Origin of the sequence: Chromohalobacter marismortui, from assembly GCF_004364315.1 — a bacterium.
GTDB lineage: Bacteria > Pseudomonadota > Gammaproteobacteria > Pseudomonadales > Halomonadaceae > Chromohalobacter > Chromohalobacter marismortui.
Genome location: NZ_SOBR01000005.1, coordinates 137,219 through 157,268 on the forward strand (window position 1 = coordinate 137,219; position 20,050 = coordinate 157,268).

Sequence of the window (20,050 nt, forward strand, 5' to 3'; positions counted from 1 at the left end):
CGATCAATGCGTTAACCGCGATACTAGCATTCACGCGCTGCTTGCCGTCAAAGGCTTTATTGTGTCATGACAATTGACCTGACACCCTATCTCCCGACCCACGGGCCCAAGTATCTGGCCATCGCCCGAGCGCTCGCCGAGGCCATTCGCCAGGGCGACCTCACGCCCGGCACGCGCCTGCCGCCACACCGCTGCCTGGCCGAGACCTTGGCAGTCAGCGTGCAAACCGTCTCGCGTGCCTATGCCCAGGCCGAGAAGATGGGCCTGGTACAGGCCCGCGTGGGCAGCGGCACCTGGATCAACACGCTCGACGACGGCCAGGAAACCGACTATCTACGCGGCGCCAACATGGCCATGGACGTCTCGCCCGTGGATCTTTCCATTGCGCACCCGATCTGCCCGCCCGGGCATCATCTGCGCTTTCGCGAAACGCTTCGTGACATGGCGGATAACGCACATCCCGATGTCATCGATGCTTGTCGGCCCATCGCGGGGCTGCTCCACCAACGCGAGCGTGCCAGCCAGTGGTTGCACGACACGCTCGGCGTCCCCGGTACGCCCGACGACCGCGTGCTGTGCAACGGCGCCGCCCATGGCGTGATGTTGGCCATCGCGACGCTGGTCCAGCATGGCGACGTAGTGTTGACCGAGGCGCTCAGCGACCACGGCTTGATTGCCTTGTCACGCACGCTGGGCTTGCAACTGCGCGGCGTGGCCATCGATGAACAAGGGGTGATGCCCGACGCCCTCGATGCTGCGTGTCGCCGCTATCGACCGCGTGTCGTATGCCTGACGCCCACTCAACTCAACCCCACCGGCGCGACCATGGACAACGCACGTCGCGATGCCGTGGCCGAGGTACTGGCCCGACACGGCACCTGGTTGATCGAGGATGACGTTCACGCCCTGCTCGAACCGCCAGGCTTGACCCCGCTGACCGCGCGCCTGCCACGCCAGAGCTTTCATGTCACCAGCCTGACCAAGGCCACCGTCTCGGGGTTGCGCGCCGGCTATCTCAGCGTGCCGCGTGGGCAGCTGCACCACACACTGCCACGGTTGCGCGCCACCAGTTGGATGGCGACGCCGCTCGTCTTCGAGATAGCCGACCGCTGGCTGGCCGATGGCACCGTCGATGCCTTGGCCAGCGAGCAGCGGCGCTTGCTCGCCGAACGTCAGCAATTGACCCGCACACACCTGGCAGGCCACACCATGGCCTCACGCCCGACGGGCATGCATATCTGGCTGGCCCTGCCCGGGGCATGGCGCGCGGAAGAACTGCAGCAACAGGCGCTTCAGGAAGGCCTGGCGATTTCCACGGCGCAGTCGTTCATGGTCGATCAAGGCCCTCCACCTCGGCGCATTCGCGTGAGCCTGGGAGGGGAAAACGATCCCGAACGCTTCGCTCAAGGGTTGACCATTCTCGCTCGTTTGCTCGGCGAGGCACCGCCACCAATGCTACAAATCATATAACGCGATGGGCACGCGTCAGCGCCGCCTCGCATCCATCATCCACGACCACCTCGTGAGGACTTCATGCGCATCTTGATCCATGCCGACGACGCCGCGCTCTGGAAAGACAGGCTCGCGTCGCGTTTACCCTCGGCGGAGTTCGCCATCAGTGGCGAAACGCGTGATTTTCAGGCTGACTACCTCGCGGCCTGGAAGCCGCCCGCGTCGCTTTTCGAGGCCCAGCCAGCCCTCAAGGGCATCGTCAATCTCGGCGCCGGCGTGGATGCATTGCTCAATAATCCCGCGCTTCCCCGGGATATCCCCATCGTCAAGCTACGCGATGCCGGCATGGGAGAACTGATCGCCGACTATGTACGCTACGGCGTGCTGCATTTTCAGCGCGACTTCGACCGTTATCGCCGCCAACAACATCGCGCCACCTGGCACGAACACGCGCTCACGCCCAAGCGCGAATGGGGCGTCGGAGTGCTCGGACTCGGTGCCATCGGCTATCATGTCGCCCACCGGCTCGCCGAGGACGGCTACCCCGTGCACGGCTGGAGCCGCTCGCCCAAGACCCTCAAAGGCATCACCTGCCATCACGGCGATGACGGCCTCCAGACCTTGCTCGGCCAGGTCACTACGCTGGTCACGCTGCTGCCCGATACGCCTGCCACCCGCGGCATCATCGACCGCAACGCCCTGGCCGCGTTGCCCAACGGCGCCAACCTGATCAATCCCGGCCGCGGCACGCTGATCGACGAAGCCGCCTTACTCGAGGCACTCGGTCACGGTGAGGAGGAAAGTGGTCGCCTGCGCGGCGCGTTGCTCGATGCCTTCCCCACGGAACCGCTGCCCGAGGACAGCCCCCTGTGGCGACATCCACGCCTGTGGATCACTCCTCACATGGCCGGTCCGACGCCTATCGACGATGCCGCCGACCAGGTCGCCAAGGCCCTCACCGCCATGCAGGCCGGCGAGGCCATCGACACCGTGGACCCCAAAGCCGGTTACTGAACCGCCCGTACCTTGGCATCCGTTTCCTCGGCCATCGCAACGCGCCTCCCTTCGGCATCGAAGACATGACAGTGCGCCGGCGAAAACGTGAGTGACAAACGCTGCCCTTCATGGGCAGCGTGCGCACCGTCCAGGCGTACCACCAACCATTCATCGAGCCCAGGCAACCGCGTATAGGCCAGCATATCGGCCCCCAGCGGCTCGAGCATCTCGACCGTCACCTCCAGGATCGCCCCCTCCGTCGTGGACGCCGCTTCGCAGAGATGTTCAGGGCGAATGCCCAGGGTCGCTGCCCGTCCTTCGGGCAAAGTAAACGGTAACGCCAGTTGTATCCCATTAGGCAGCACCACGCCGCCCTGATGGGCCGTCAAGGGCAGGAAATTCATGGCCGGCGAGCCCAGAAAGCTCGCCACGAAACGCGTCGCCGGCTGTGCGTAGAGCGTCATCGGCTCACCACATTGCTCGACGTGGCCGCCGTTCATCACGACCAAACGATCCGCCAAGGTCATGGCCTCTACCTGATCGTGCGTCACATACACGGCGGTAACGCCGAGCCGTTTCTGAAGACGCCGGATTTCCAGACGCATCTGCACGCGCAGCTTGGCATCGAGGTTGGAAAGTGGCTCATCGAAGAGAAAGACCTGCGGCTCACGCACGATCGCCCGCCCCATCGCGACACGCTGACGCTGTCCCCCGGATAGCTGTCTCGGACGTCGCTCGAGCAACTCACCGAGCCCCAGCAATTCGGCGGTCGCCGCCACACGCCGGCGAACCTCGTCCTTGGCAATGCCGCGATTTTTCAAGGCATAGCCCATGTTCCCGGCCACGCTCATGTGCGGGTAGAGCGCATAATTCTGAAAGACCATGGCGATATCGCGTTCGGCAGGCTCCAACTCGTTGACGCGCCGATCGTTGATTGTAAGCTCGCCATCGCTGATCGACTCCAATCCCGCCAATGTACGCAGCAAGGTCGACTTGCCACACCCCGAGGGCCCCACGATGACGATCAACTCTCCCTCGGCCACCGAGAGATCGACGCCATGCAGGGCGACAAAACCATTGGGATAGCGCTTCTTGAGGCGCGTCAATTGCAAGGTAGCCATCGGTCGTTATCTCGTTGACTCGGTTCGAATTCACGCTAGCTGCGACAGGCGCGCCTACTTTTCGGCGTCGACCAGCCCTTTGACGAAGTAGCGCTGCAAAATGAGGATCACCAGGACAGGAGGCCCCATGGCGAGTATTGCGGTCGCCGTGACGTCCTGCCACGGCACCAAGGCATCACCGGTCGTCAGCATGCGCTTGAGGCTCACCACCACGGTCATGTAGTCGGCGTCGGTGGTAATCAGCAGCGGCCATAGATACTGGTTCCAGCCATAAATGAACATGATCACGAACAATGCCGCGAGGTTGGTCTTCGACAGCGGCAACAAAATGTCCTTCAGGAAACGCCAAGGGCCCGCGCCGTCGATACGCGCGGCCTCGACCAGTTCGGGGGGAATCGTCAGATAGAATTGACGTAGCAGAAACGTTGCCGTCGCACTGGCGATCAACGGCAGAATCAACCCTGAATAACTATCGAGCATCTGCAGATTCGCGACCACTTCGTAAGTAGGGAGAATGCGCACTTCGACCGGCAACATCAGCGTGATGAAGATCAGCCAGAAACATAAGCGACGAAAAGGAAAACGGAAGAACACAATGGCATAAGCCGCCAGCACGGAAATAACGATCTTGCCTACGGCGATCCCCGTCGCCATTACCAATGAGTTGAATAGAAGCCGCAGCACTCCGGCATTCAAACCATTGACAGGTTCGCTTAACAATCGTGCGTAATTGGCGAGACCGACATCGCCGATCCATAGCGGCGCAATGTGCGTGTAAAGATCGCTCATCGAGTGCGTGCTTGCCGTAAAGGCCAGCCACACCGGCAGGAAGAACAGGCCACATCCCGCAGCCAGCAAGAGATGGCTGACCACGTCCAGTCCTCGGCGTTGATAGCGCATCAGTACTGTACTCGACGTTCGACGAAACGAAACTGAATGAATGTCAGCCCTCCTACCAGCACCATCAACAACACCGATTGAGCCGCGCTGGTACCGAGATTCTGACCCACGAAACCATCCTGATAGATCTTGTAGACGAGCGTTGTGGTAGCGCTTCCCGGCCCCCCAGAGGTCACGGTATCGATGGTGCCGAACGTCTCGAAGAAGGCATAGATGCTGTTCATGACCAGCAAGAAGAAGCTCGTTGGCGACAACAACGGAAAGGTAATGGTCCAAAAACGCCGCATGGGACTGGCACCATCAATCGCCGCGGATTCCAACAAACTCTTGGGAATCGCTTGCAACCCAGCCAAGAAAAACACGAAGTTATAGCTCATCTGCTTCCAGACCGACGCCAGAATCACCAGCAGCAGGGCCTGGCCGCCGTTCAGGTTATGGTTCCACTCGATCCCCAGGCGTTCCAACAAGGCGGTGACCAGCCCTAGCGAAGGATCGAAGAGAAAGAGCCATACCACCCCCGCTACCGCCGGCGCCACTGCATAAGGCCAGATCAGAAACGTCTTGTAGGTACTCCCCCCCTTGATGACACGGTCGGCGAGCACCGCCAGAAAAAGGGCAATGCTCATCGCCCCTAGCGCCACCGACAATGAGAACACCACCGTGGTCCATATGACGCTGTAATACGCCGGATCACTGAGCACAGCCATGAAGTTGGACAGGCCGGCAAAATGCCGCGCAAGGCCGAAGGCATCCTCGATGTAAAAGGCCTGCTCGACCGCCTGCCATGCCGGCCAGAAAAAGAACACGCTGACAATGATGAGCTGTGGAGCCAACAGCAACCAGGGCATGAAATGAGAACGTTGGAAGTAAGCCATGGGACATCTCCACGACGCACCCGTCCATCACCGGCGCCACGGGTGACGGACGGGCATGATCAGCGCATCAGCTATTGGCGTTCTGGAACTTCTCGAGCAACGCATTGCCCTTCTCGGCGGCTTGATCGAGCCCCTGCTGCACACCGACCTCGCCAGCGAAGATCTTTTCCAACGCGCCATTAATGACGTCTCGGATCTGCACCATGTTGCCCAAGCGCAGCCCCTTGGAGTTCTCGGTAGGGGCGGAGCCGGTCATCTGCTCGATCGCCACGTCGGTACCGGGGTTTTCTTCATAGAAGCCCTGCTTGCGGGTCAACTCGGCAGCCGCGGTGGTGATCGGCAGGTACCCGGTGAACTGGTGCCAGTCGGCCTGCACCTCAGGCGAGGAAAGATACTCGAAGAACTCGGCGATGCCCTTCTTCTGCGCCTCACTGGCGCCGCTGAGCACCCATAGCGAGGCGCCGCCAATGATGGTGTTGTTGGGCGACTCGATCACCTCGGCGTCATAGGACAGCGGTGCGACGCCGAAGTCGAAATTGGCATTGTCACGCACCCCGGCGTAGGAGGCCGAGGAGCCCATCATCATCGCGCACTCGCCGGAGTAGAACTTGGGCGCTGCCTCGTCCTTGCGACCCCCGTAGGCAAAACGGCCGTCCTGCTGCCACTGCGCGAGGCGCTGAATGTGATCGACCACCGCCGTTTCATTGAACTGCAGGCGGGCGTCCAGGCCTTCGAAGCCGTTGGCCTCGCTGGCGAAGGGAATGTCGTTGCGCGCCGAATAGTTCTCGAGCATCACCCACGACGGCCAGGTAGTGGTCAGACCGCAATCGGCGGCACCGGAATCCACCACTTTCTCGAGCGCCTTGCCGAGCCCTTGCCAGGTCATCGGCACCTCGTCGACGCCAGCCTTCTCCAGGATGTCGCGGTTGACGTAGGTCACCGGCGTGGAGGAGTTGAAGGGCAGCGACAGCATCTTGCCCTCGGGGGTGGTGTAGTAGCCGGTAACCGCGGGCAGGTAGGCGGACGGATCGAAGTCGGCGGACTCCTCGGCCATCAACCGATAGACGGGTATGATAGCGCCCTTGGCGTGCATCATGGTCGCCGTGCCGACCTCATAGATCTGCACGATTTCGGGCGCCTTGCCGGCGCGGAAGGCGGCAATCGCCGACATCATGGTGTCGGTGTAATCCCCTTTGAAGACCGGGTTGACGACATAGTCATCTTGACGAGCGTTGAAGTCGGCAGCGATGTCGTTGACCTTCTCCCCCAGCCCACCGCCCATGGCATGCCACCAATCAATCTGGGTGGCGGCCTGGGCCGAACCGGTGGTCAACAGGACGAGGGCAGTGCCGAAGGTAGAAAGCAGGCAAGCACGTTGCATGAAAGGCTCCTTGTTCAGTACGCGAGGCTCGACGTCAATCACCCCACCCTAGACAAGCAACCTTTCAATCAGGTGACCTTTCCGTGGCAAAAAAAAGACCCGCCAATCGGCGGGTCGGAAAAACAGCATCAGCTGTCGAGAGAGAAGCGGTTACTTGCTCAAGCAAGAAGTGTCAGTGATGAAAGCGCTCAGCCGCTTGGCGCGCCAGCTCGCGAATACCGTCCCAGTCTTCGTTCTCGACCAGGTCGTTGGGCGTCAGCCATGAGCCGCCCACGCACATCACGTTGGGTAGACTGAGATAGTCGTCGGCGTTATCCACGCTGATACCACCGGTGGGGCAGAAACGCGCCTCCGGAATCGGGCCGCCAATGGATTTGATCGCCTTGGCACCGCCGCTGGCTTCCGCCGGGAAGAACTTGAAGCGTCGATAGCCATACTGCCAGCCGGTCATCAACTCGGATACCGTGGCTACCCCCGGCAGCATCGGCACCGGACTTTCCACGCCGTAGCGATAAAGCGCCTCGGTCGTGCCGGGCGTGACCACGAAGTCCACACCGGCCTCTTCGGCCAGGCGGTACTGGGCAGGCGTCAGCACGGTGCCGGCTCCGATGCTCACGCCTGGTAGCGCCGCTCGCATGCGCCGGATGGCATCCAGCGCACAATCGGTGCGCAGCGTGATCTCGAGCACGTTGAGCCCGCCCTCGACCAGGGCACGCGCCAGGGGCACGGCATCCTCGAGGCGATTGATCACCAGCACCGGAATCACCTCTACCTTCTGGCAGATGCTGTCGAGTTCCGTCGTGCGAGTGGAAGGAAGCTGTTTGTCGATAGTCATGAGTGCTCCGGATATTCGTAAACGCAGGGCTCAGGGCGCCCAATACGTCGCAATCGGTTGGGCAAGGAAAGTGCGAATCGGCAATTGCCGGGCATCATCGCCCCCCAACGCGTCGGCCAGAACACGACGCTTGTCCTCGCCGTTGATATGCAGAACGTGGAGGTGGGCATCGGCCAGTCGTGCAGCACTCAGTGTGATGCGTGCCTGCGGCACGCTGGGCGCGCGCACCGCCACCGTCGCCTCGGTCGTCTCGAGTGCCGTGGCCAGTTGCTCGCTATCCGGAAACAGCGAGGCCGTGTGTCCATCGCCCCCCATGCCCAGAACGACCACGCTGGCCGGCCACGGCAGTGCCGCGACACGCGCCGACACCGCCTCGACACCGGTCTCGGGGGTGTCGTCGTCGGTGGTCAGGGAATGAAAACACGCCTCGGCGGCCAGCCCGACGAGCAACGTTTCGCGGACCAGGCGCGCATTACTGTCGGCATCGTCATCGGCCACCCAGCGTTCGTCGGCCAGTGTCACATCGACACGCGACCAGGGCAGTGCCTTGCTGGCCAGAGCGCTGAAGAACGGTTTCGGCGTGGAGCCACCGGAGACGACCAGCAGCACTCGTTCGCGGCTGGCCAGATCGGCTTCGAGCGCCTTGGCCACGGTATCCGCGAGGCGCTCGGCGAGGTAACGACGGCCTTCGTCGATGCTTGTCATCATCAGCTGCTCACCATGCTCAAGCGTTGTCGGGAATCACATGTGTCATGATCAATCAATAATCTTCATACCAGGAGCGACCGTCCTGAGTAATCATGGCGATCGACGCCACGGGGCCCCATGAACCAGCCGGATAACGGCGCGGCGTCATGTCCCGGGCTTCCCAGCCAGCAATCAGTTGATCCACCCACTTCCAGGCGTATTCCACCTCGTCGCGACGCACGAACAAGTATTGCTGGCCCTTCATGACCTCAAGCAACAAGCGCTCGTAGGCATCGGGAATCCGTGTCTTGGGAAAGGCGTGATTGAAATCCAGATGCAGCGGCCCGGGCCGTAGACGCATGCCCTTGTCGAGCCCGCTATCCTTGGTCAGCACCTGCAAGGCGATCCCTTCTTCAGGTTGCAAGCGGATCACCAGCTTGTTCGCCGCCAGCCCGCGCTGGTCGGGATCGAAGATATAATGCGGCTGCTGGCGGAAGTGAATGACGATCTGCGACATCTTTTCCGGCATGCGCTTGCCGGTGCGCAGATAGAACGGCACACCCGCCCAGCGCCAGTTGGCGACCTCGAGCTTCATGGCGACGAAGGTCTCGGTATGGCTCGAGGTGTTGGCGCCTTCCTCGTCGAGATACCCCGGCACACTCTCGCCGTCCACGGAGCCGCCGATGTACTGTCCTCGCACCACATTGCGCGACAGCTCTTCGCCCACCAAAGGCTTGAGGGCCTTGAGCACTTTGACTTTCTCGTCACGAATCGCGTCGGCATCCAGATTCGACGGTGGGTCCATGGCGATCAAACACAGCAGCTGCAACAGGTGATTCTGGACCATGTCGCGTAACTGACCGGCCTGATCGAAGTAGCCCCAGCGCCCCTCGATACCGACTTTCTCGGCGACCGTGATTTCCACATGTGAAATCTGGTTCTGATTCCACTGATTACCGAACAGGGGATTGGCAAAACGCAACGCGATCAGGTTCTGGACCGTCTCCTTGCCCAGATAGTGATCCATGCGATAAATGCGCGATTCAGGGAAAACATCACCAATGGCATCGTTGATCTGAATCGAAGAGTCGAGATCGTAGCCGATGGGCTTCTCGACCACGACGCGCGTTTCGTCATCGAGGCTGCCACTCGCCTCGAGATTGGCGCATATGTCGCCATAAATGCTGGCCGGAACCGCCAGGTACACCACCATGGGGCGCTCTTTCGGAGCATGCCAATCGCGAATGGCGTCATATCCCGCGACGGTGGCAAAATCGAGCTGCTGGTAGTCGAGACGCGCCAGAAACCGCTCGAGACAGGTTTTTTCCAGCTCATTGGACTTGAGGCGCTTGCCGAGTGCCTCCTTGACGTTGGCGCGGAAACTATCGACATCGTGTTCCTGGCGTGCAAGTCCGAGGATCCGAGTGGTATCGCCCAGCAATCCTTCGCGATCCAGGTGGTACAATGCCGGGTACAATTTGCGCAGCGCCAGATCACCCAGCGCCCCGAAAAGGGCCAGATCGACATCGGGCGTGGTATCTCGACTCATGACGTGGCCCCCCAAAATCTGGTTAATTTACCTATAAAATAAGCCATTCCAGGGCTCCTGAGCAAATAAATTATGTAACTTTACTACCATGACGGCGCAAATTGGCACGGCGTCGCGACCGACTTGGCTTGGCGACCCTGCACCACCACGCTAGGATGCCTTTCTAACACAGCGTGGTTACCTGATAACGTAGTTAATTGACTACCTTTCGACACCCTCGGCAGACAGAGACCCTCATTACGCATGCCAGCCTTCGATCTGATCGACCGTATCCGCTCCCGCTTGGACGAACTCAATCGCTCCGAACGCAAAGTGGCCGACGTGATTCTTCACGACCCAGCCGCTGCTACCGGAATGAGCATCGCGACGCTGGCACAAGCGGCGGCGGTCAGCGAGCCGACGGTCAATCGCTTCTGCCGAAACTTCGATGCCAAGGGCTACCCCGACTTCAAGATCAAGCTGGCCCAAAGCCTAGCCGGCGGCACGCCTTATGTCAGCCGGAGCGTGGAACGCGACGACGGCGCCGCAAGCTATGGCGACAAGATATTCGGCGCCACCATCGCCGCCCTTGACGACGCTCGCCGCACGCTGGATGCCCAGCGCGTCGAGCGCGCCGTCGACTATCTGATCCAGGCCAAGCAGATCAGCTTCTTCGGCCTCGGGGCCTCGGGCCCCGTGGCCCAGGACGCACAACACAAGTTCTTTCGCTTCAACCTGCCCGTCACCGCCTACGAAGACGTGTTGATGCAACGCATGGTCGCCGCCGCCACCCATACCGGCGACGTCATCGTCATCGTCTCCTACACCGGGCGCACCCGGGAACTGGTCGACATCGCTCGTGTCGCCCGCGACAACGGCGCGATCGTGCTGGGCATCACCGCGCCCGACTCGCCGCTCGCCCATGAGTGTACCGAAACCCTCGAAGTCATCACCCCGGAAGACACCGACGTCTACATGCCGATGACCTCGCGCATGATCCACCTGGCCTTGATCGATGTACTGGCGACCGGGGTCACGCTGCGTCGCGGCGAGGATTTCCTGCCGCACCTCAAGAAGATCAAGGACAGCCTGCAGGCCACGCGGTTTCCGATCCACGACGAGTAGGCGTCAGGGGGTCGCTTGCCGCCACGCTGCGCAGTCACGACAATGAGCGTCTTGCCGTTTCATCCAATCGTGCCTATTTGAAAGGAGTATGCCCATGCGTTGGCTCCTCGCTTGCCTGCTGATTCTCGTCAGCACCGCTGCCTCGGCGGAAACGTTCCGCTTCACGGCCATCCCCGACGCCGACCAGTCGCGGCTCCAGGAACGCTTCGACAAGGTGGCCGCCTACCTCGAGAAGCAACTGGATGTAGACGTCGAATACGTACCGGTCAAATCCTATAGCGCCGCCGTCTCGGCCTTTCGCAACGACCAGGTGCAACTGGCCTGGTTCGGCGGACTGACCGGCGTGCAGGCACGTCGACTGGTGCCCGATTCCCGCGCCATCGCCCAAGGCAAGGAAGACGCCGAATTCCGCACCTACTTCATTGCCAACACCCATGCCGGCATCAAACCTCAGGGCGATGACCTGCCCAAGAACGTGCAGGGCAAGACGTTCACCTTCGGCGCCAAGACTTCCACCTCCGGTCGGCTCATGCCCGAGTATTTCATTCGCAAGCAATTCGGGGCGCCGCCCAAGTCGCTGTTCTCGCGAGTCGGCTTCTCCGGCGACCACTCGCGCACCATCGCGCTCGTCGAATCAGGTGCATACGACCTCGGCGCGGTCAACTTCAAGGTCTGGGAAGACGCCGTCGCCGAAGATCGCGTCGATACCGACAAGGTCGATGTGATCTGGAAAACCCCCACCTACCCCGACTATCAATGGACCATTCGTGGCGACATCGATGCTCGCTATGGCGACGGTTTCACCGACAAGGTGCGTCAGGCACTGCTCGACATGGATGACCCCGAACTGCTCGAGAGCTTCCCGCGTCAGGACTTCATTCCCGCCGACAATGACGACTACCAACCCATTGAGGACATCGGCGAGAAACTAGGCCTATTGCGTTGAGCATGAAGGAACTGGTGCACTTCGATGGCGAGGCCTTGGGCCACGCACGCCACACCGTCCTCGCCGACCTCACGCTGGGGCTTCAGGACGGCCAGCGCGTGGCATTGCTCGGGCCCAGCGGGGTGGGTAAATCGACCCTGCTGGCCACCTTGCGCGAGCGCCTCGGGCAGCGCGCGGCCTGGTGCCCACAAGAGCACGGCCTGGTACCGCCGTTGTCGGTCTATCACAATATCTACATGGGCCGCCTGGAGCACCACTCCGCGCTCGCCAACCTCGTCAACTTACTGCGCCCGCGACGCGACGCCTGGCGTGACATCCAGGCACTATGCGCAGAGCTGGGCCTCTCGGGACTGCTCAAACGCCCCGTGGTACAGCTCTCCGGCGGCCAGCGCCAACGCGTGGCCATCGCCCGGGCACTCTATCAGGTGCGCGACGTATTTCTCGGCGACGAGCTGGTTGCCAGCATCGACCCGTACCAGGCACGCCGCCTGCTTACTATGATCCAGCGTCAGCACGCGACCTGCGTGATCGCCCTGCATCAGCGCGAACTGGCGTTGACGCATTTCGATCATGTGTGGGGGTTGCGTGACGGCCAACTGATACTCGACGCGCCGGCGCACGAGTTAACCCTCGCGGACCTCGACACGCTCTACCCCGACGCCGGTTCGACGGATACCCGACCGGAGCCGGCATGAGTGACGAACGCGCACCAGGCCTGCTTGCCGGGAACTCACTCAATCTGCGCCTTGCCCGGCGCTCCCTGGGGCTGATCGCCCTCTGTCTGATGGTGCTGCCATTCGCCGATCTGGCGATCACCACCCACGACCCTTGGGCCGAGCTGGGGCGTATGCTCACCGGCTTGTTGCACCCCGACATCCTGGCGACCGAGTCGCTGCCACACGCCATCGCCCTGACCATCGGCTTCGCGCTGTGGGGGACGCTGCTCGGCATGCTGCTGGGCTTCCCCCTGGCACTGCTCTTCCACCGTTCGCGACTGGTGCGCGCCGGGTGCGCGTTCGTGCGCGCCATCCACGAGCTGTTCTGGGCTCTGTTGTTGCTGCAGGTCTTCGGGCTCTCCGCGCTCACCGCCATCGCCGCCTTGACGATTCCCTACGCCGGCATCTTCGCCAAGGTCTACGCCGAGATTCTCGAACTCACGCCACGTGCGCCGGTCGATGCCCTTCCTGAGGGCGTGGGCCGTCTCTCGCGTTTCGTGTATGCCGAACTGCCCATGGTCTGGGCGAGGCTATCGAGCTATACCCGCTATCGCTTCGAATGCGCCATGCGCTCGAGCGTACTGCTGGGCTTCGTGGGCCTGCCGACGCTGGGTTTCCATCTGGAAAGCGCCTTCCGCGAAGGGCGCTACGCCGAGGCCGGTGCCTTGCTATGGGTGTTCTATCTCATGATCGCGTCGCTGGCTCTATGGGGACACCGCCGCCTGCTGCCGTGGATCGCACTAGGGAGCCTGTTTCTGCTCGGGCCCTGGCCGGACATCGACGGCGCGCTGCTATGGCGGTTCGTGAGTGTCGATCTATGGCCGAAGCCCCTGCTCGAAGGGAACTGGAGCGGGCTCTGGCAATGGTTCGGCGAAATACCCGATCTGCTGCCCGCCATCGGCAATACCCTGCTGTTGGGGCTGATGGGCACCGCCGGTAGTCTGTTGGTGGCCTTGCTGCTGTGGCCATTGGCCAGCCGCCATTTCGGTAACCGCCCGACCCGCATGGCAGGCAAAGGCGTCTTGATCCTGATGCGCTCGACACCGGAATTGATGCTGGCGTTCATCTTCCTGCTGGTGCTCGGTCCCTCGATGCTACCCGCCTGGCTGGCGTTGTCGTTGCACAACGGCGCACTGATCGCCTTCCTGGTGGCACGCCATGCCGATGCCATCGTGCCGGGCAGCCACGCACTGCCGGCATCGGCCTGTTATGCCTACGAATTGCTGCCGCGTCTCTATGGCGGCCTGCTGGCCCTGCTGTTCTACCGCGCCGAGACGATCATCCGTGAAACCGCATTGCTGGGCATGCTCGGCATCGCCACGCTGGGCTTTCATATCGACTCCAGCTTTGCCTATCTGATGTTCGATCAGGCGTTCTTCCTGCTGCTGGTCACCGCCGGCCTGAACATCGCCGTCGACGCCCTGGCGCGCCGCTACCGACCGCGCGAAACCGCTGACACCGCAAGCGAACGCGACCACCCCGCGGGAGAAGCCACATGCTGATCACGACACTGCTGTTCATCGCCACCGCTCTGGCGGAAATCGTCGGCTGCTATCTGCCCTGGCTGTGGCTCCGCCAGCAAGGCTCGCCCTGGCTGCTGATCCCGGCGGCCGCCAGCCTGGCGCTGTTCGCATGGCTCTTGACGCTGCATCCCGCCGCCAGCGGACGTATCTATGCCGCCTACGGGGGTGTCTATGTGGTCTGCGCCCTGGGCTGGCTATGGGCAGTCGACGGCGAACCGCTGCACCCCACCGACTGGATCGGCGCGGGCCTCGCGCTTGCCGGGATGGGCGTCATCGCCAGCGGATGGCGATAAGAAAACCTCGCAGAAGATGACGCTTTAAAGCACCTCTATACCCCTGCCCCGTCACGATCACCCAGTGCATGGCGAGTCGCTTGCGCCACCCCACGGGCATTGCCTACGCCTTTTGCCACCATGACTGACAGCCCGCTGCACAGCGCGGGCATAGACTGACACCTGACAGCCCACACCATGCGCGCTGCCTATCCGCAGCGCCAAGGGCCGTTTCCCTGCACCCGCACATGCGGGTTTGGCCTCTGGCCGGACCGCCCGCCAGGGCGGTCTTTTTTGGCGCCTCGGCAGCCCCCGTCGCCCTCGTGTCGGCACGCCGAGACAGTAGCCATCATGCCGCGACTCGGGTAGGGTAAGCGTCCGTATACGTTGTCACTCGCTCCACGGATCAAGCCAGCGGCATTCGCCGACGAAAGGGAAAACGTCTGCATGACGACACCGGCCATGATGTACGTGCATGACTGGCGCGCCTGGCAGCCCGGCCGCCGCGGTACGTCGCAGCCTCGCATCAGCATCGCGGAGAAACCCGCTGGCGGCCATGTGCCGGCCATGTTGCGTCGTCGCTTGACCGGCATCGGGCGCGCCCTCTGTGACATGCTGGCCGAGCTCGATGTCGATGCCGACTGCCCCCTGCTGTATGCCTCACGCCACGGCGATGGCGAACGCACCCTGGAAATGCTCAACGCGCTGGCCGAGGAAGCACCATTGTCGCCGGCACGCTTCGGACTCTCGGTGCATAACGCCATTCCCGGCGTCTATTCGATCGGACGCGGCAACCGTCGCACCCAGCAGGCGATCGCCGCTTCGGGCGACGAGTTCGCCGCACTGCTCGCCGACGCCCGAGGTTATCTGGCGCAGGGCGAGCCGGCCGTGATCGTCGCCTTCGCCGATCAAGCGATTCCCGAGCGGTTTGCGGCGCACTTCACGCCCCCGGTTGAAAGCGCCGCCGTTGCGCTGCGCTTGTCATTGACGCCTGCACAAGGCGCCTGGGCGCTCACGCCACGCCCGCTGGCGCGCGACGCTCCCCGCGAGGAGAGCCCACAGCCCAGCGATCTCATCGACTGGCTATGCGGCACACGCGATGAACTCCATTGCCAACGACCACACCAGGCATGGTCGTTGGTTCGCGCCGAATAGCGCATGGACGAGATCGCCCCATGTGCCCATCGACGCCCTGCCCTATACCCACTTACACCTTGTATCATGGGTCAATCGGTAGAATGTCCGCCCTCGGCAACGTGTACGCACACGACATACGCCTTATGCTGCCTCGACGAGAATGGAGTCGCCCATGACGAGCGAATTGGAACAAGAGCTCAAGCACCTCATCATCGATACCCTCGAGCTCGAGGACGTCACACCGGAAGATATCGATCCCGACGAGCCGCTGTTCGTCGACGGCCTCGGCCTGGACTCCATCGACGCCCTGGAACTGGGGCTCGCCTTGCAAAAGCGCTACGGCATCAAGCTGGACGCCGATAGCGACGAAACACGCCACCACTTCCGCAACCTGCGCACGCTAGCCGCACTGGTCGAGGCGCGTCGTACCGCGTAGTGCCCAGCATGAGTTCCCGTATCGTGTCGTCGACCGCCCCCCGCTCGACCCTGTTCAGTCTGCTACTAGGCCTCCTGGCATTGGGATGGCCGCTGGCCGTGCACGCCTTGCTGCCACGTCTGGGGGCCTGGCCACTGCTGATGGCCCTTGTGGCACTGGCCTGGTGGCGGTTGCCGGCCGAACGCCGAGTCTGGGGATGGGGGCTGCTGATTGCGGGCGTGGCCGTGCTCGCTGCCGGCCACGCCGAACTCGGCGTGCGCGCCTGGCCAGTACTCCTCAATGCCGCCATGCTGACCGCCTTCGCGTACAGCCTGGCACGCCCGCCCAGCGCAATAGAGCGCCTGGCACGCCGCCGCGAACCCGGCCTCGGGCCACGCGGCGTTCGCTACACGCGTCGTGTCACACAGGCCTGGTGCGTTTTTTTCGCCCTCAATGGCAGCATCGCGCTGTGGACTGCCCTCTACGCTGACCTGGCCACATGGACGCTTTACAACGGGGGCATCGTCTACGCCCTGCTGGCAATGATGTTGGGCGGCGAATGGGGGATCCGCCGCCAGGTGAGGAAAACGCCCGATGACGAATGACATGGCACACGGCCCGCTACTGGCCGCACCGTGGCGCGAACACGCCCCTGCCCGCGCCGTGGCGTGGCAAACCGATGCGCATGCCGAGCCATCCTGGCAAACGCTGAAGGCCTTCCAGGCCGACATCGGCGCTTGGCAGGCGACGCTGGACATGCATGCCGAGTCCCCGTGTCGGTGGATGCTGAGCACCCATGACCCTTACCGGTTCGGCTGTGCATTGATCGCCGCCTGGGAACGCGGCGATCATGTCATTCTCCCCGCCGACACACGGCCCGCGACGCTCGAGGCCCTCGATAACCTAGGCGCCACGCGTCTGGGCGACCTCCCCGGTGGCCTGATGGCAAGCGCCACGCCGCGTGCCCCTCGCTGGGGGCAGTTAGCGCCACGGCGCGTCGCCGTGTCTCTTTACACCTCGGGTTCCACGGGCGAGCCACAGCGTCTCGACAAGAGCTTCGCCCAGCTCGACGCAGAGCTGGGCATGCATGCCGCGCTATGGCCGCTCGACGCACGCCTGACCCTGAGCCAGGTCAGTCACCAACATATTTACGGCTTGTTGTTCAGCGTACTGCGTCCTTTATGCGAGCGCAGCCCGTTCGCCACCGACGTATGCCGCTACCCAGAGACCTTGCTTCTATGGTTGGCGCGCTGGCATTCGCAAACCCGACGCGAGGCGGTACTGATCAGCGCTCCGCCGACGCTCGAGCGGCTTCCAGAAACACTCGATTGGTCAACCGTCGAGGGTGTCCTGGCACGCATTCATTCCTCCGGCGCCCCTCTACCGCGCGCTGCCGCCGCGCATGCCCAGCGCCTGCTCGGCGCCGAGGTTCGCGAAGTCTACGGCAGCTCCGAAACCGGCGGCATCGCATGGCGCGTGCAATCACGGGATACCGGCTGGACCGCATTTCCCGGCGTCGAGGTGCGCAACGACGACGCGCATCGACTGTGGTTACGCACCCCCTGGTTGAGCACACCCGACACCTGGACGCCGCAGGCCGATCACGTGACCGTCGAGGGCGAGCGCTTTCGCTTGCTTGGGCGCAGCGACCGCATCGCCAAGGTCGGCGGCAAGCGTGTCTCGCTCACCGCCTTGGAGCGTGCCCTCGGCGAGTTGCCGGGTGTGCGCCAGGCCCATTGCACGCCCCTGCCGAAGCGTGATGGCCGTCTCGGCGTCATCGTCGAGCTCGCTCCCGAGGCCGTGCCGCACGATCATGACACTCGACGCCGGCTGACTCAGTCGTTGCGCGCGGCCCTGGCGCCGCGCTTCGAGAACGCCGTGCTGCCACGCTACTGGCGATTCGTCGAGGCCTGGCCCCGCGACGCCCAGGGCAAGCTCGGTGCGACATGCCTGTCGCGCCTGTTCGCGGACCTCGACGATCCCCGTACCCCCCGTTGGCTGGGTGAAACGCTGAACGGCCCGCATAGCGCACGCCTGACCCTTGAAGTCCCCGAGCGGCTTGCCTACGTCGAAGGCCATTTCGCCGCGCAGCCAGTGGTACCGGGCGTGGTCATGGTGCGCTGGGCGCTGCACGCCGCACGCGATAGCCTTGGCCTGCACGGCGTGTGCCGGGACATGACACGCATCAAATTTCCCTTGCTGCTGCTTCCGGGCGAACGCGTCACGCTGACGCTCAACGCCACGCATGAAACGGCACGGAACCATGTCGAGCACCATGTCCAGAACGATGCGCATGGCAGCGGCATGATGATCGAGTTGCGCTTCACATTCGCCAGCCAGCGCGGCACCCACGGCACCGGTACGCTAACCCTGACGGAGGGCGCCCACCATGCGTGATGAGGCCCGCCCCTGTGTCATCGTGCCGGTCTACAACCACGCCGATGCGGTGGGCCGCACCTGTCAGGCCCTGCGCCGGCTGGGCGTCCCATTGCTGTTGATCGATGACGGCTGCGAGCCCGCCTGTGTCACCGTGCTCCGGCGACTCGCCGACGCGCCCGACACACACTTGCTCACGCTGGCATGCAATCAGGGCAAGGGCGCGGCCGTCAGGGCCGGCTTGCGCGAGGCACAACGGCTGGGTTTCACGCACGCACTACAAGTCGATGCCGACGGCCAGCACGATGCCGATGACCTGCCGCCGTTTCTCGCCGACCTGCATGCCGACGACATGACGCTGCGCATTGGCTACCCACGTTTCGATGCCAGCGTACCGCGCCACCGTTTCTATGCGCGTTATCTGACCCACTCGCTGGTGTGGTTGAACACCTTGTCCTTCGCGCTGCGCGACACCATGTGCGGCGTCAAATTATATCCGGTGGCGGCGGTCAACCATCTGGTCGCGCGACATCCTTGCGGGAACCGCATGCAGTTCGACACCGAGCTGCCCGTACGCTGGGCATGGGAGGGGCACCGGGTCGAGAATCTGCCGGTACGGGTGGTTTACCCGCTGGATGGTATCTCGCATTTCGCCATGTGGCGCGACAACCGCCAACTCACGGCCATGCATTTGCGCCTGTTCGCCGGCATGTTATGGCGGCTGCCACGCCTGCTGCGTCGCAACGCACGAATGACGAGGAGCAACGAATGACCCCCGGCGACAATGATACGCAGCGCGAGACACACCATTGGTCGCGCGTCCAGGAGTCCGGGACCCTAGCCGGCATGCGGCTGATGATCTGGATTCGCCGCCACTTGGGCCGCTGGCCGTTTCGGCTCATGCTGGTACCGGTCATCCTTTATTACTATGCGGTGCGCCACATTCCCCGTCAGGCCTCTCAGGACTATCTCAAGCGCATCTGGCCGTTGCATGCCGGGCATGCACCGCGTTGCGTGCACTGGTTGAGCCTGCGCCATTTTCTGGTCTTCGGGGGCATGCTGATGGACAAGATCGATGCCTGGAGCGGGCGTACCCTGGAAGCACGGGTCGACGGCGAGGACCGCGCCCGCCTTGACGCCGCCATCCGCAGCGGGCGCGGCGGTCTGGTGCTGGTCTCTCACGTCGGCAATCTGGAAATCTGCAGTGCCATGCAAGAACGCCGCGACGACTTCCACGTGGTGCAGATCATGCACACCCGCAACGCCAGCAAGTTCAACGAGCTGCTGGCCCGCAGCAACCTGCGACGCGCGCCGGAGATCATTGAGGTCAGCGAGATCACCCCGGCAACCGCAATGTTGCTCGCCGAGCGCATTCAGCAAGGACGTTTCGTGATGATCGCCGCCGACCGCGTGCCGATTCACGACGCTGGCCGTACCCAGACGCTCGACTTCCTGGGCGCCCCCGCCGCCTTCCCCGAAGGCCCGTTCCACCTGGCCACCCTGCTGCGCTGTCCGCTGTACACGGTGGCCTGCCTACGCGATGCCGAGGGCTACCGGGTGGAATTCAATGACTTCGATGACACCACCCACGTCAGGCGGGTCGAGCGCGACGCCTGGCGTGAACAAGCCATGCGCCGTTACGTACAATGGTTGACCGACCAATGCCGGCGCCAGCCTTTGCAATGGTTCAATTTCTTCCCTTTCTGGGCTTCTTCGACAACGCATGCACGCCGCGACGACTGAGTCTCGCCATCATGTTCGACAC

At 63.0% G+C, this 20,050-nt stretch carries 20 protein-coding genes; 13 read left to right on the forward strand and 7 right to left on the reverse strand.

Translation table 11 applies throughout. The features are described from left to right. Positions 1-66 precede the first annotated feature (66 nt). Positions 67-1,470, forward strand: coding sequence for a MocR-like ectoine utilization transcription factor EhuR (gene ehuR / locus C8E00_RS12345; protein WP_133697824.1), 1,404 nt, complete (start codon positions 67-69; stop codon positions 1,468-1,470). Between the two features lie 63 nt (positions 1,471-1,533). After that, a complete protein-coding gene (locus C8E00_RS12350; RefSeq protein ID WP_133697825.1) occupies positions 1,534-2,466 on the forward strand; it encodes a 2-hydroxyacid dehydrogenase in 933 nt (310 codons plus the stop codon). Here the strand turns inward: C8E00_RS12350 and ugpC are convergent. From ugpC to zwf, 7 genes are all read right to left on the reverse strand, one after another. Continuing rightward, entirely contained in the window at positions 2,460-3,569 is a 1,110-nt protein-coding gene (gene ugpC / locus C8E00_RS12355; protein WP_133697826.1) for a sn-glycerol-3-phosphate ABC transporter ATP-binding protein UgpC, read from the reverse strand. The genes C8E00_RS12350 and ugpC overlap by 7 nt on opposite strands. Before the next feature lie 54 nt (positions 3,570-3,623). Next, positions 3,624-4,469: a sn-glycerol-3-phosphate ABC transporter permease UgpE gene (ugpE, locus tag C8E00_RS12360; RefSeq protein ID WP_133697827.1), complete on the reverse strand. Its 846-nt coding sequence runs from the start codon at positions 4,467-4,469 to the stop codon at positions 3,624-3,626. Next, complete coding sequence (ugpA, locus tag C8E00_RS12365; RefSeq protein WP_133697828.1) at positions 4,469-5,344, reverse strand: sn-glycerol-3-phosphate ABC transporter permease UgpA; 876 nt, start codon at positions 5,342-5,344, stop codon at positions 4,469-4,471. Before ugpA ends, ugpE begins: the two co-directional genes overlap by 1 nt. A gap of 67 nt (positions 5,345-5,411) precedes the next feature. Continuing rightward, a complete protein-coding gene (ugpB, locus tag C8E00_RS12370) occupies positions 5,412-6,725 on the reverse strand; it encodes a sn-glycerol-3-phosphate ABC transporter substrate-binding protein UgpB (RefSeq protein ID WP_133697829.1) in 1,314 nt (437 codons plus the stop codon). A gap of 172 nt (positions 6,726-6,897) precedes the next feature. Continuing rightward, on the reverse strand, positions 6,898-7,560 hold the full coding sequence (locus C8E00_RS12375) for a bifunctional 4-hydroxy-2-oxoglutarate aldolase/2-dehydro-3-deoxy-phosphogluconate aldolase (RefSeq protein WP_133697830.1): 663 nt from the start codon (positions 7,558-7,560) through the stop codon (positions 6,898-6,900). Between the two features lie 30 nt (positions 7,561-7,590). Beyond that, the gene (gene pgl, locus C8E00_RS12380) at positions 7,591-8,268 is read right to left on the reverse strand and encodes a 6-phosphogluconolactonase (protein ID WP_208291933.1); all 678 of its coding nucleotides are present in this window, start codon (positions 8,266-8,268) and stop codon (positions 7,591-7,593) included. A 52-nt stretch (positions 8,269-8,320) separates the two neighbouring features. After that, positions 8,321-9,796: a glucose-6-phosphate dehydrogenase gene (gene zwf / locus C8E00_RS12385; RefSeq protein WP_133697831.1), complete on the reverse strand. Its 1,476-nt coding sequence runs from the start codon at positions 9,794-9,796 to the stop codon at positions 8,321-8,323. A 243-nt stretch (positions 9,797-10,039) separates the two neighbouring features. On the opposite strand from zwf, the gene C8E00_RS12390 reads away from it, so the two are divergent. The 11 genes from C8E00_RS12390 (at position 10,040) to C8E00_RS12440 (ending at position 20,028) form a co-directional block, all read left to right on the forward strand. Then, the gene (locus C8E00_RS12390) at positions 10,040-10,900 is read left to right on the forward strand and encodes a MurR/RpiR family transcriptional regulator (RefSeq protein WP_133697832.1); all 861 of its coding nucleotides are present in this window, start codon (positions 10,040-10,042) and stop codon (positions 10,898-10,900) included. Positions 10,901-10,994: 94 nt separating this feature from the next. Then, entirely contained in the window at positions 10,995-11,846 is an 852-nt protein-coding gene (locus C8E00_RS12395) for a putative selenate ABC transporter substrate-binding protein (RefSeq protein WP_133697833.1), read from the forward strand. 2 nt (positions 11,847-11,848) lie between these two features. Then, a complete protein-coding gene (locus tag C8E00_RS12400; protein ID WP_133697834.1) occupies positions 11,849-12,541 on the forward strand; it encodes an ATP-binding cassette domain-containing protein in 693 nt (230 codons plus the stop codon). Continuing rightward, entirely contained in the window at positions 12,538-14,064 is a 1,527-nt protein-coding gene (locus C8E00_RS12405; protein ID WP_133697835.1) for a PhnE/PtxC family ABC transporter permease, read from the forward strand. Before C8E00_RS12400 ends, C8E00_RS12405 begins: the two co-directional genes overlap by 4 nt. After that, positions 14,058-14,378, forward strand: coding sequence for a YnfA family protein (locus C8E00_RS12410; RefSeq protein ID WP_133697836.1), 321 nt, complete (start codon positions 14,058-14,060; stop codon positions 14,376-14,378). The genes C8E00_RS12405 and C8E00_RS12410 overlap by 7 nt, the downstream gene beginning before the upstream one ends. A 426-nt stretch (positions 14,379-14,804) precedes the next feature. Next, entirely contained in the window at positions 14,805-15,512 is a 708-nt protein-coding gene (locus C8E00_RS12415; protein WP_133697837.1) for a beta-ketoacyl synthase chain length factor, read from the forward strand. Between the two features lie 154 nt (positions 15,513-15,666). Beyond that, positions 15,667-15,930, forward strand: a complete 264-nt coding sequence (locus C8E00_RS12420) for a phosphopantetheine-binding protein (protein ID WP_133697838.1) — start codon at positions 15,667-15,669, stop codon at positions 15,928-15,930. A gap of 8 nt (positions 15,931-15,938) precedes the next feature. Beyond that, positions 15,939-16,514, forward strand: coding sequence for a COG4648 family protein (locus C8E00_RS12425; protein WP_133697839.1), 576 nt, complete (start codon positions 15,939-15,941; stop codon positions 16,512-16,514). Continuing rightward, entirely contained in the window at positions 16,504-18,306 is a 1,803-nt protein-coding gene (locus tag C8E00_RS12430) for an ApeI family dehydratase (protein WP_133697840.1), read from the forward strand. Before C8E00_RS12425 ends, C8E00_RS12430 begins: the two co-directional genes overlap by 11 nt. Next, positions 18,299-19,057, forward strand: a complete 759-nt coding sequence (locus C8E00_RS12435) for a glycosyltransferase family 2 protein (protein ID WP_133697841.1) — start codon at positions 18,299-18,301, stop codon at positions 19,055-19,057. Before C8E00_RS12430 ends, C8E00_RS12435 begins: the two co-directional genes overlap by 8 nt. Further along, complete coding sequence (locus C8E00_RS12440) at positions 19,054-20,028, forward strand: LpxL/LpxP family acyltransferase (protein ID WP_133697842.1); 975 nt, start codon at positions 19,054-19,056, stop codon at positions 20,026-20,028. Before C8E00_RS12435 ends, C8E00_RS12440 begins: the two co-directional genes overlap by 4 nt. Positions 20,029-20,050 lie beyond the last annotated feature (22 nt).

Bases quoted from the DNA above. Each gene is read 5' to 3' on its own strand.
- ugpE (WP_133697827.1), bottom strand. From the start codon at position 4,469: ATGCGCTATCAACGCCGAGGACTGGACGTGGTCAGCCATCTCTTGCTG.
- C8E00_RS12415 (WP_133697837.1), top strand. From the start codon at position 14,805: ATGACGACACCGGCCATGATGTACGTGCATGACTGGCGCGCCTGGCAG.
- C8E00_RS12405 (WP_133697835.1), top strand. From the start codon at position 12,538: ATGAGTGACGAACGCGCACCAGGCCTGCTTGCCGGGAACTCACTCAAT.
- C8E00_RS12430 (WP_133697840.1), top strand. From the start codon at position 16,504: ATGACGAATGACATGGCACACGGCCCGCTACTGGCCGCACCGTGGCGC.
- C8E00_RS12425 (WP_133697839.1), top strand. From the start codon at position 15,939: ATGAGTTCCCGTATCGTGTCGTCGACCGCCCCCCGCTCGACCCTGTTC.
- C8E00_RS12435 (WP_133697841.1), top strand. From the start codon at position 18,299: ATGCGTGATGAGGCCCGCCCCTGTGTCATCGTGCCGGTCTACAACCAC.
- C8E00_RS12420 (WP_133697838.1), top strand. From the start codon at position 15,667: ATGACGAGCGAATTGGAACAAGAGCTCAAGCACCTCATCATCGATACC.
- ehuR (WP_133697824.1), top strand. From the start codon at position 67: ATGACAATTGACCTGACACCCTATCTCCCGACCCACGGGCCCAAGTAT.
- C8E00_RS12400 (WP_133697834.1), top strand. From the start codon at position 11,849: ATGAAGGAACTGGTGCACTTCGATGGCGAGGCCTTGGGCCACGCACGC.
- C8E00_RS12410 (WP_133697836.1), top strand. From the start codon at position 14,058: ATGCTGATCACGACACTGCTGTTCATCGCCACCGCTCTGGCGGAAATC.
- C8E00_RS12390 (WP_133697832.1), top strand. From the start codon at position 10,040: ATGCCAGCCTTCGATCTGATCGACCGTATCCGCTCCCGCTTGGACGAA.
- C8E00_RS12440 (WP_133697842.1), top strand. From the start codon at position 19,054: ATGACCCCCGGCGACAATGATACGCAGCGCGAGACACACCATTGGTCG.
- ugpC (WP_133697826.1), bottom strand. From the start codon at position 3,569: ATGGCTACCTTGCAATTGACGCGCCTCAAGAAGCGCTATCCCAATGGT.
- zwf (WP_133697831.1), bottom strand. From the start codon at position 9,796: ATGAGTCGAGATACCACGCCCGATGTCGATCTGGCCCTTTTCGGGGCG.
- ugpA (WP_133697828.1), bottom strand. From the start codon at position 5,344: ATGGCTTACTTCCAACGTTCTCATTTCATGCCCTGGTTGCTGTTGGCT.
- pgl (WP_208291933.1), bottom strand. From the start codon at position 8,268: ATGATGACAAGCATCGACGAAGGCCGTCGTTACCTCGCCGAGCGCCTC.
- C8E00_RS12375 (WP_133697830.1), bottom strand. From the start codon at position 7,560: ATGACTATCGACAAACAGCTTCCTTCCACTCGCACGACGGAACTCGAC.
- C8E00_RS12395 (WP_133697833.1), top strand. From the start codon at position 10,995: ATGCGTTGGCTCCTCGCTTGCCTGCTGATTCTCGTCAGCACCGCTGCC.
- ugpB (WP_133697829.1), bottom strand. From the start codon at position 6,725: ATGCAACGTGCTTGCCTGCTTTCTACCTTCGGCACTGCCCTCGTCCTG.
- C8E00_RS12350 (WP_133697825.1), top strand. From the start codon at position 1,534: ATGCGCATCTTGATCCATGCCGACGACGCCGCGCTCTGGAAAGACAGG.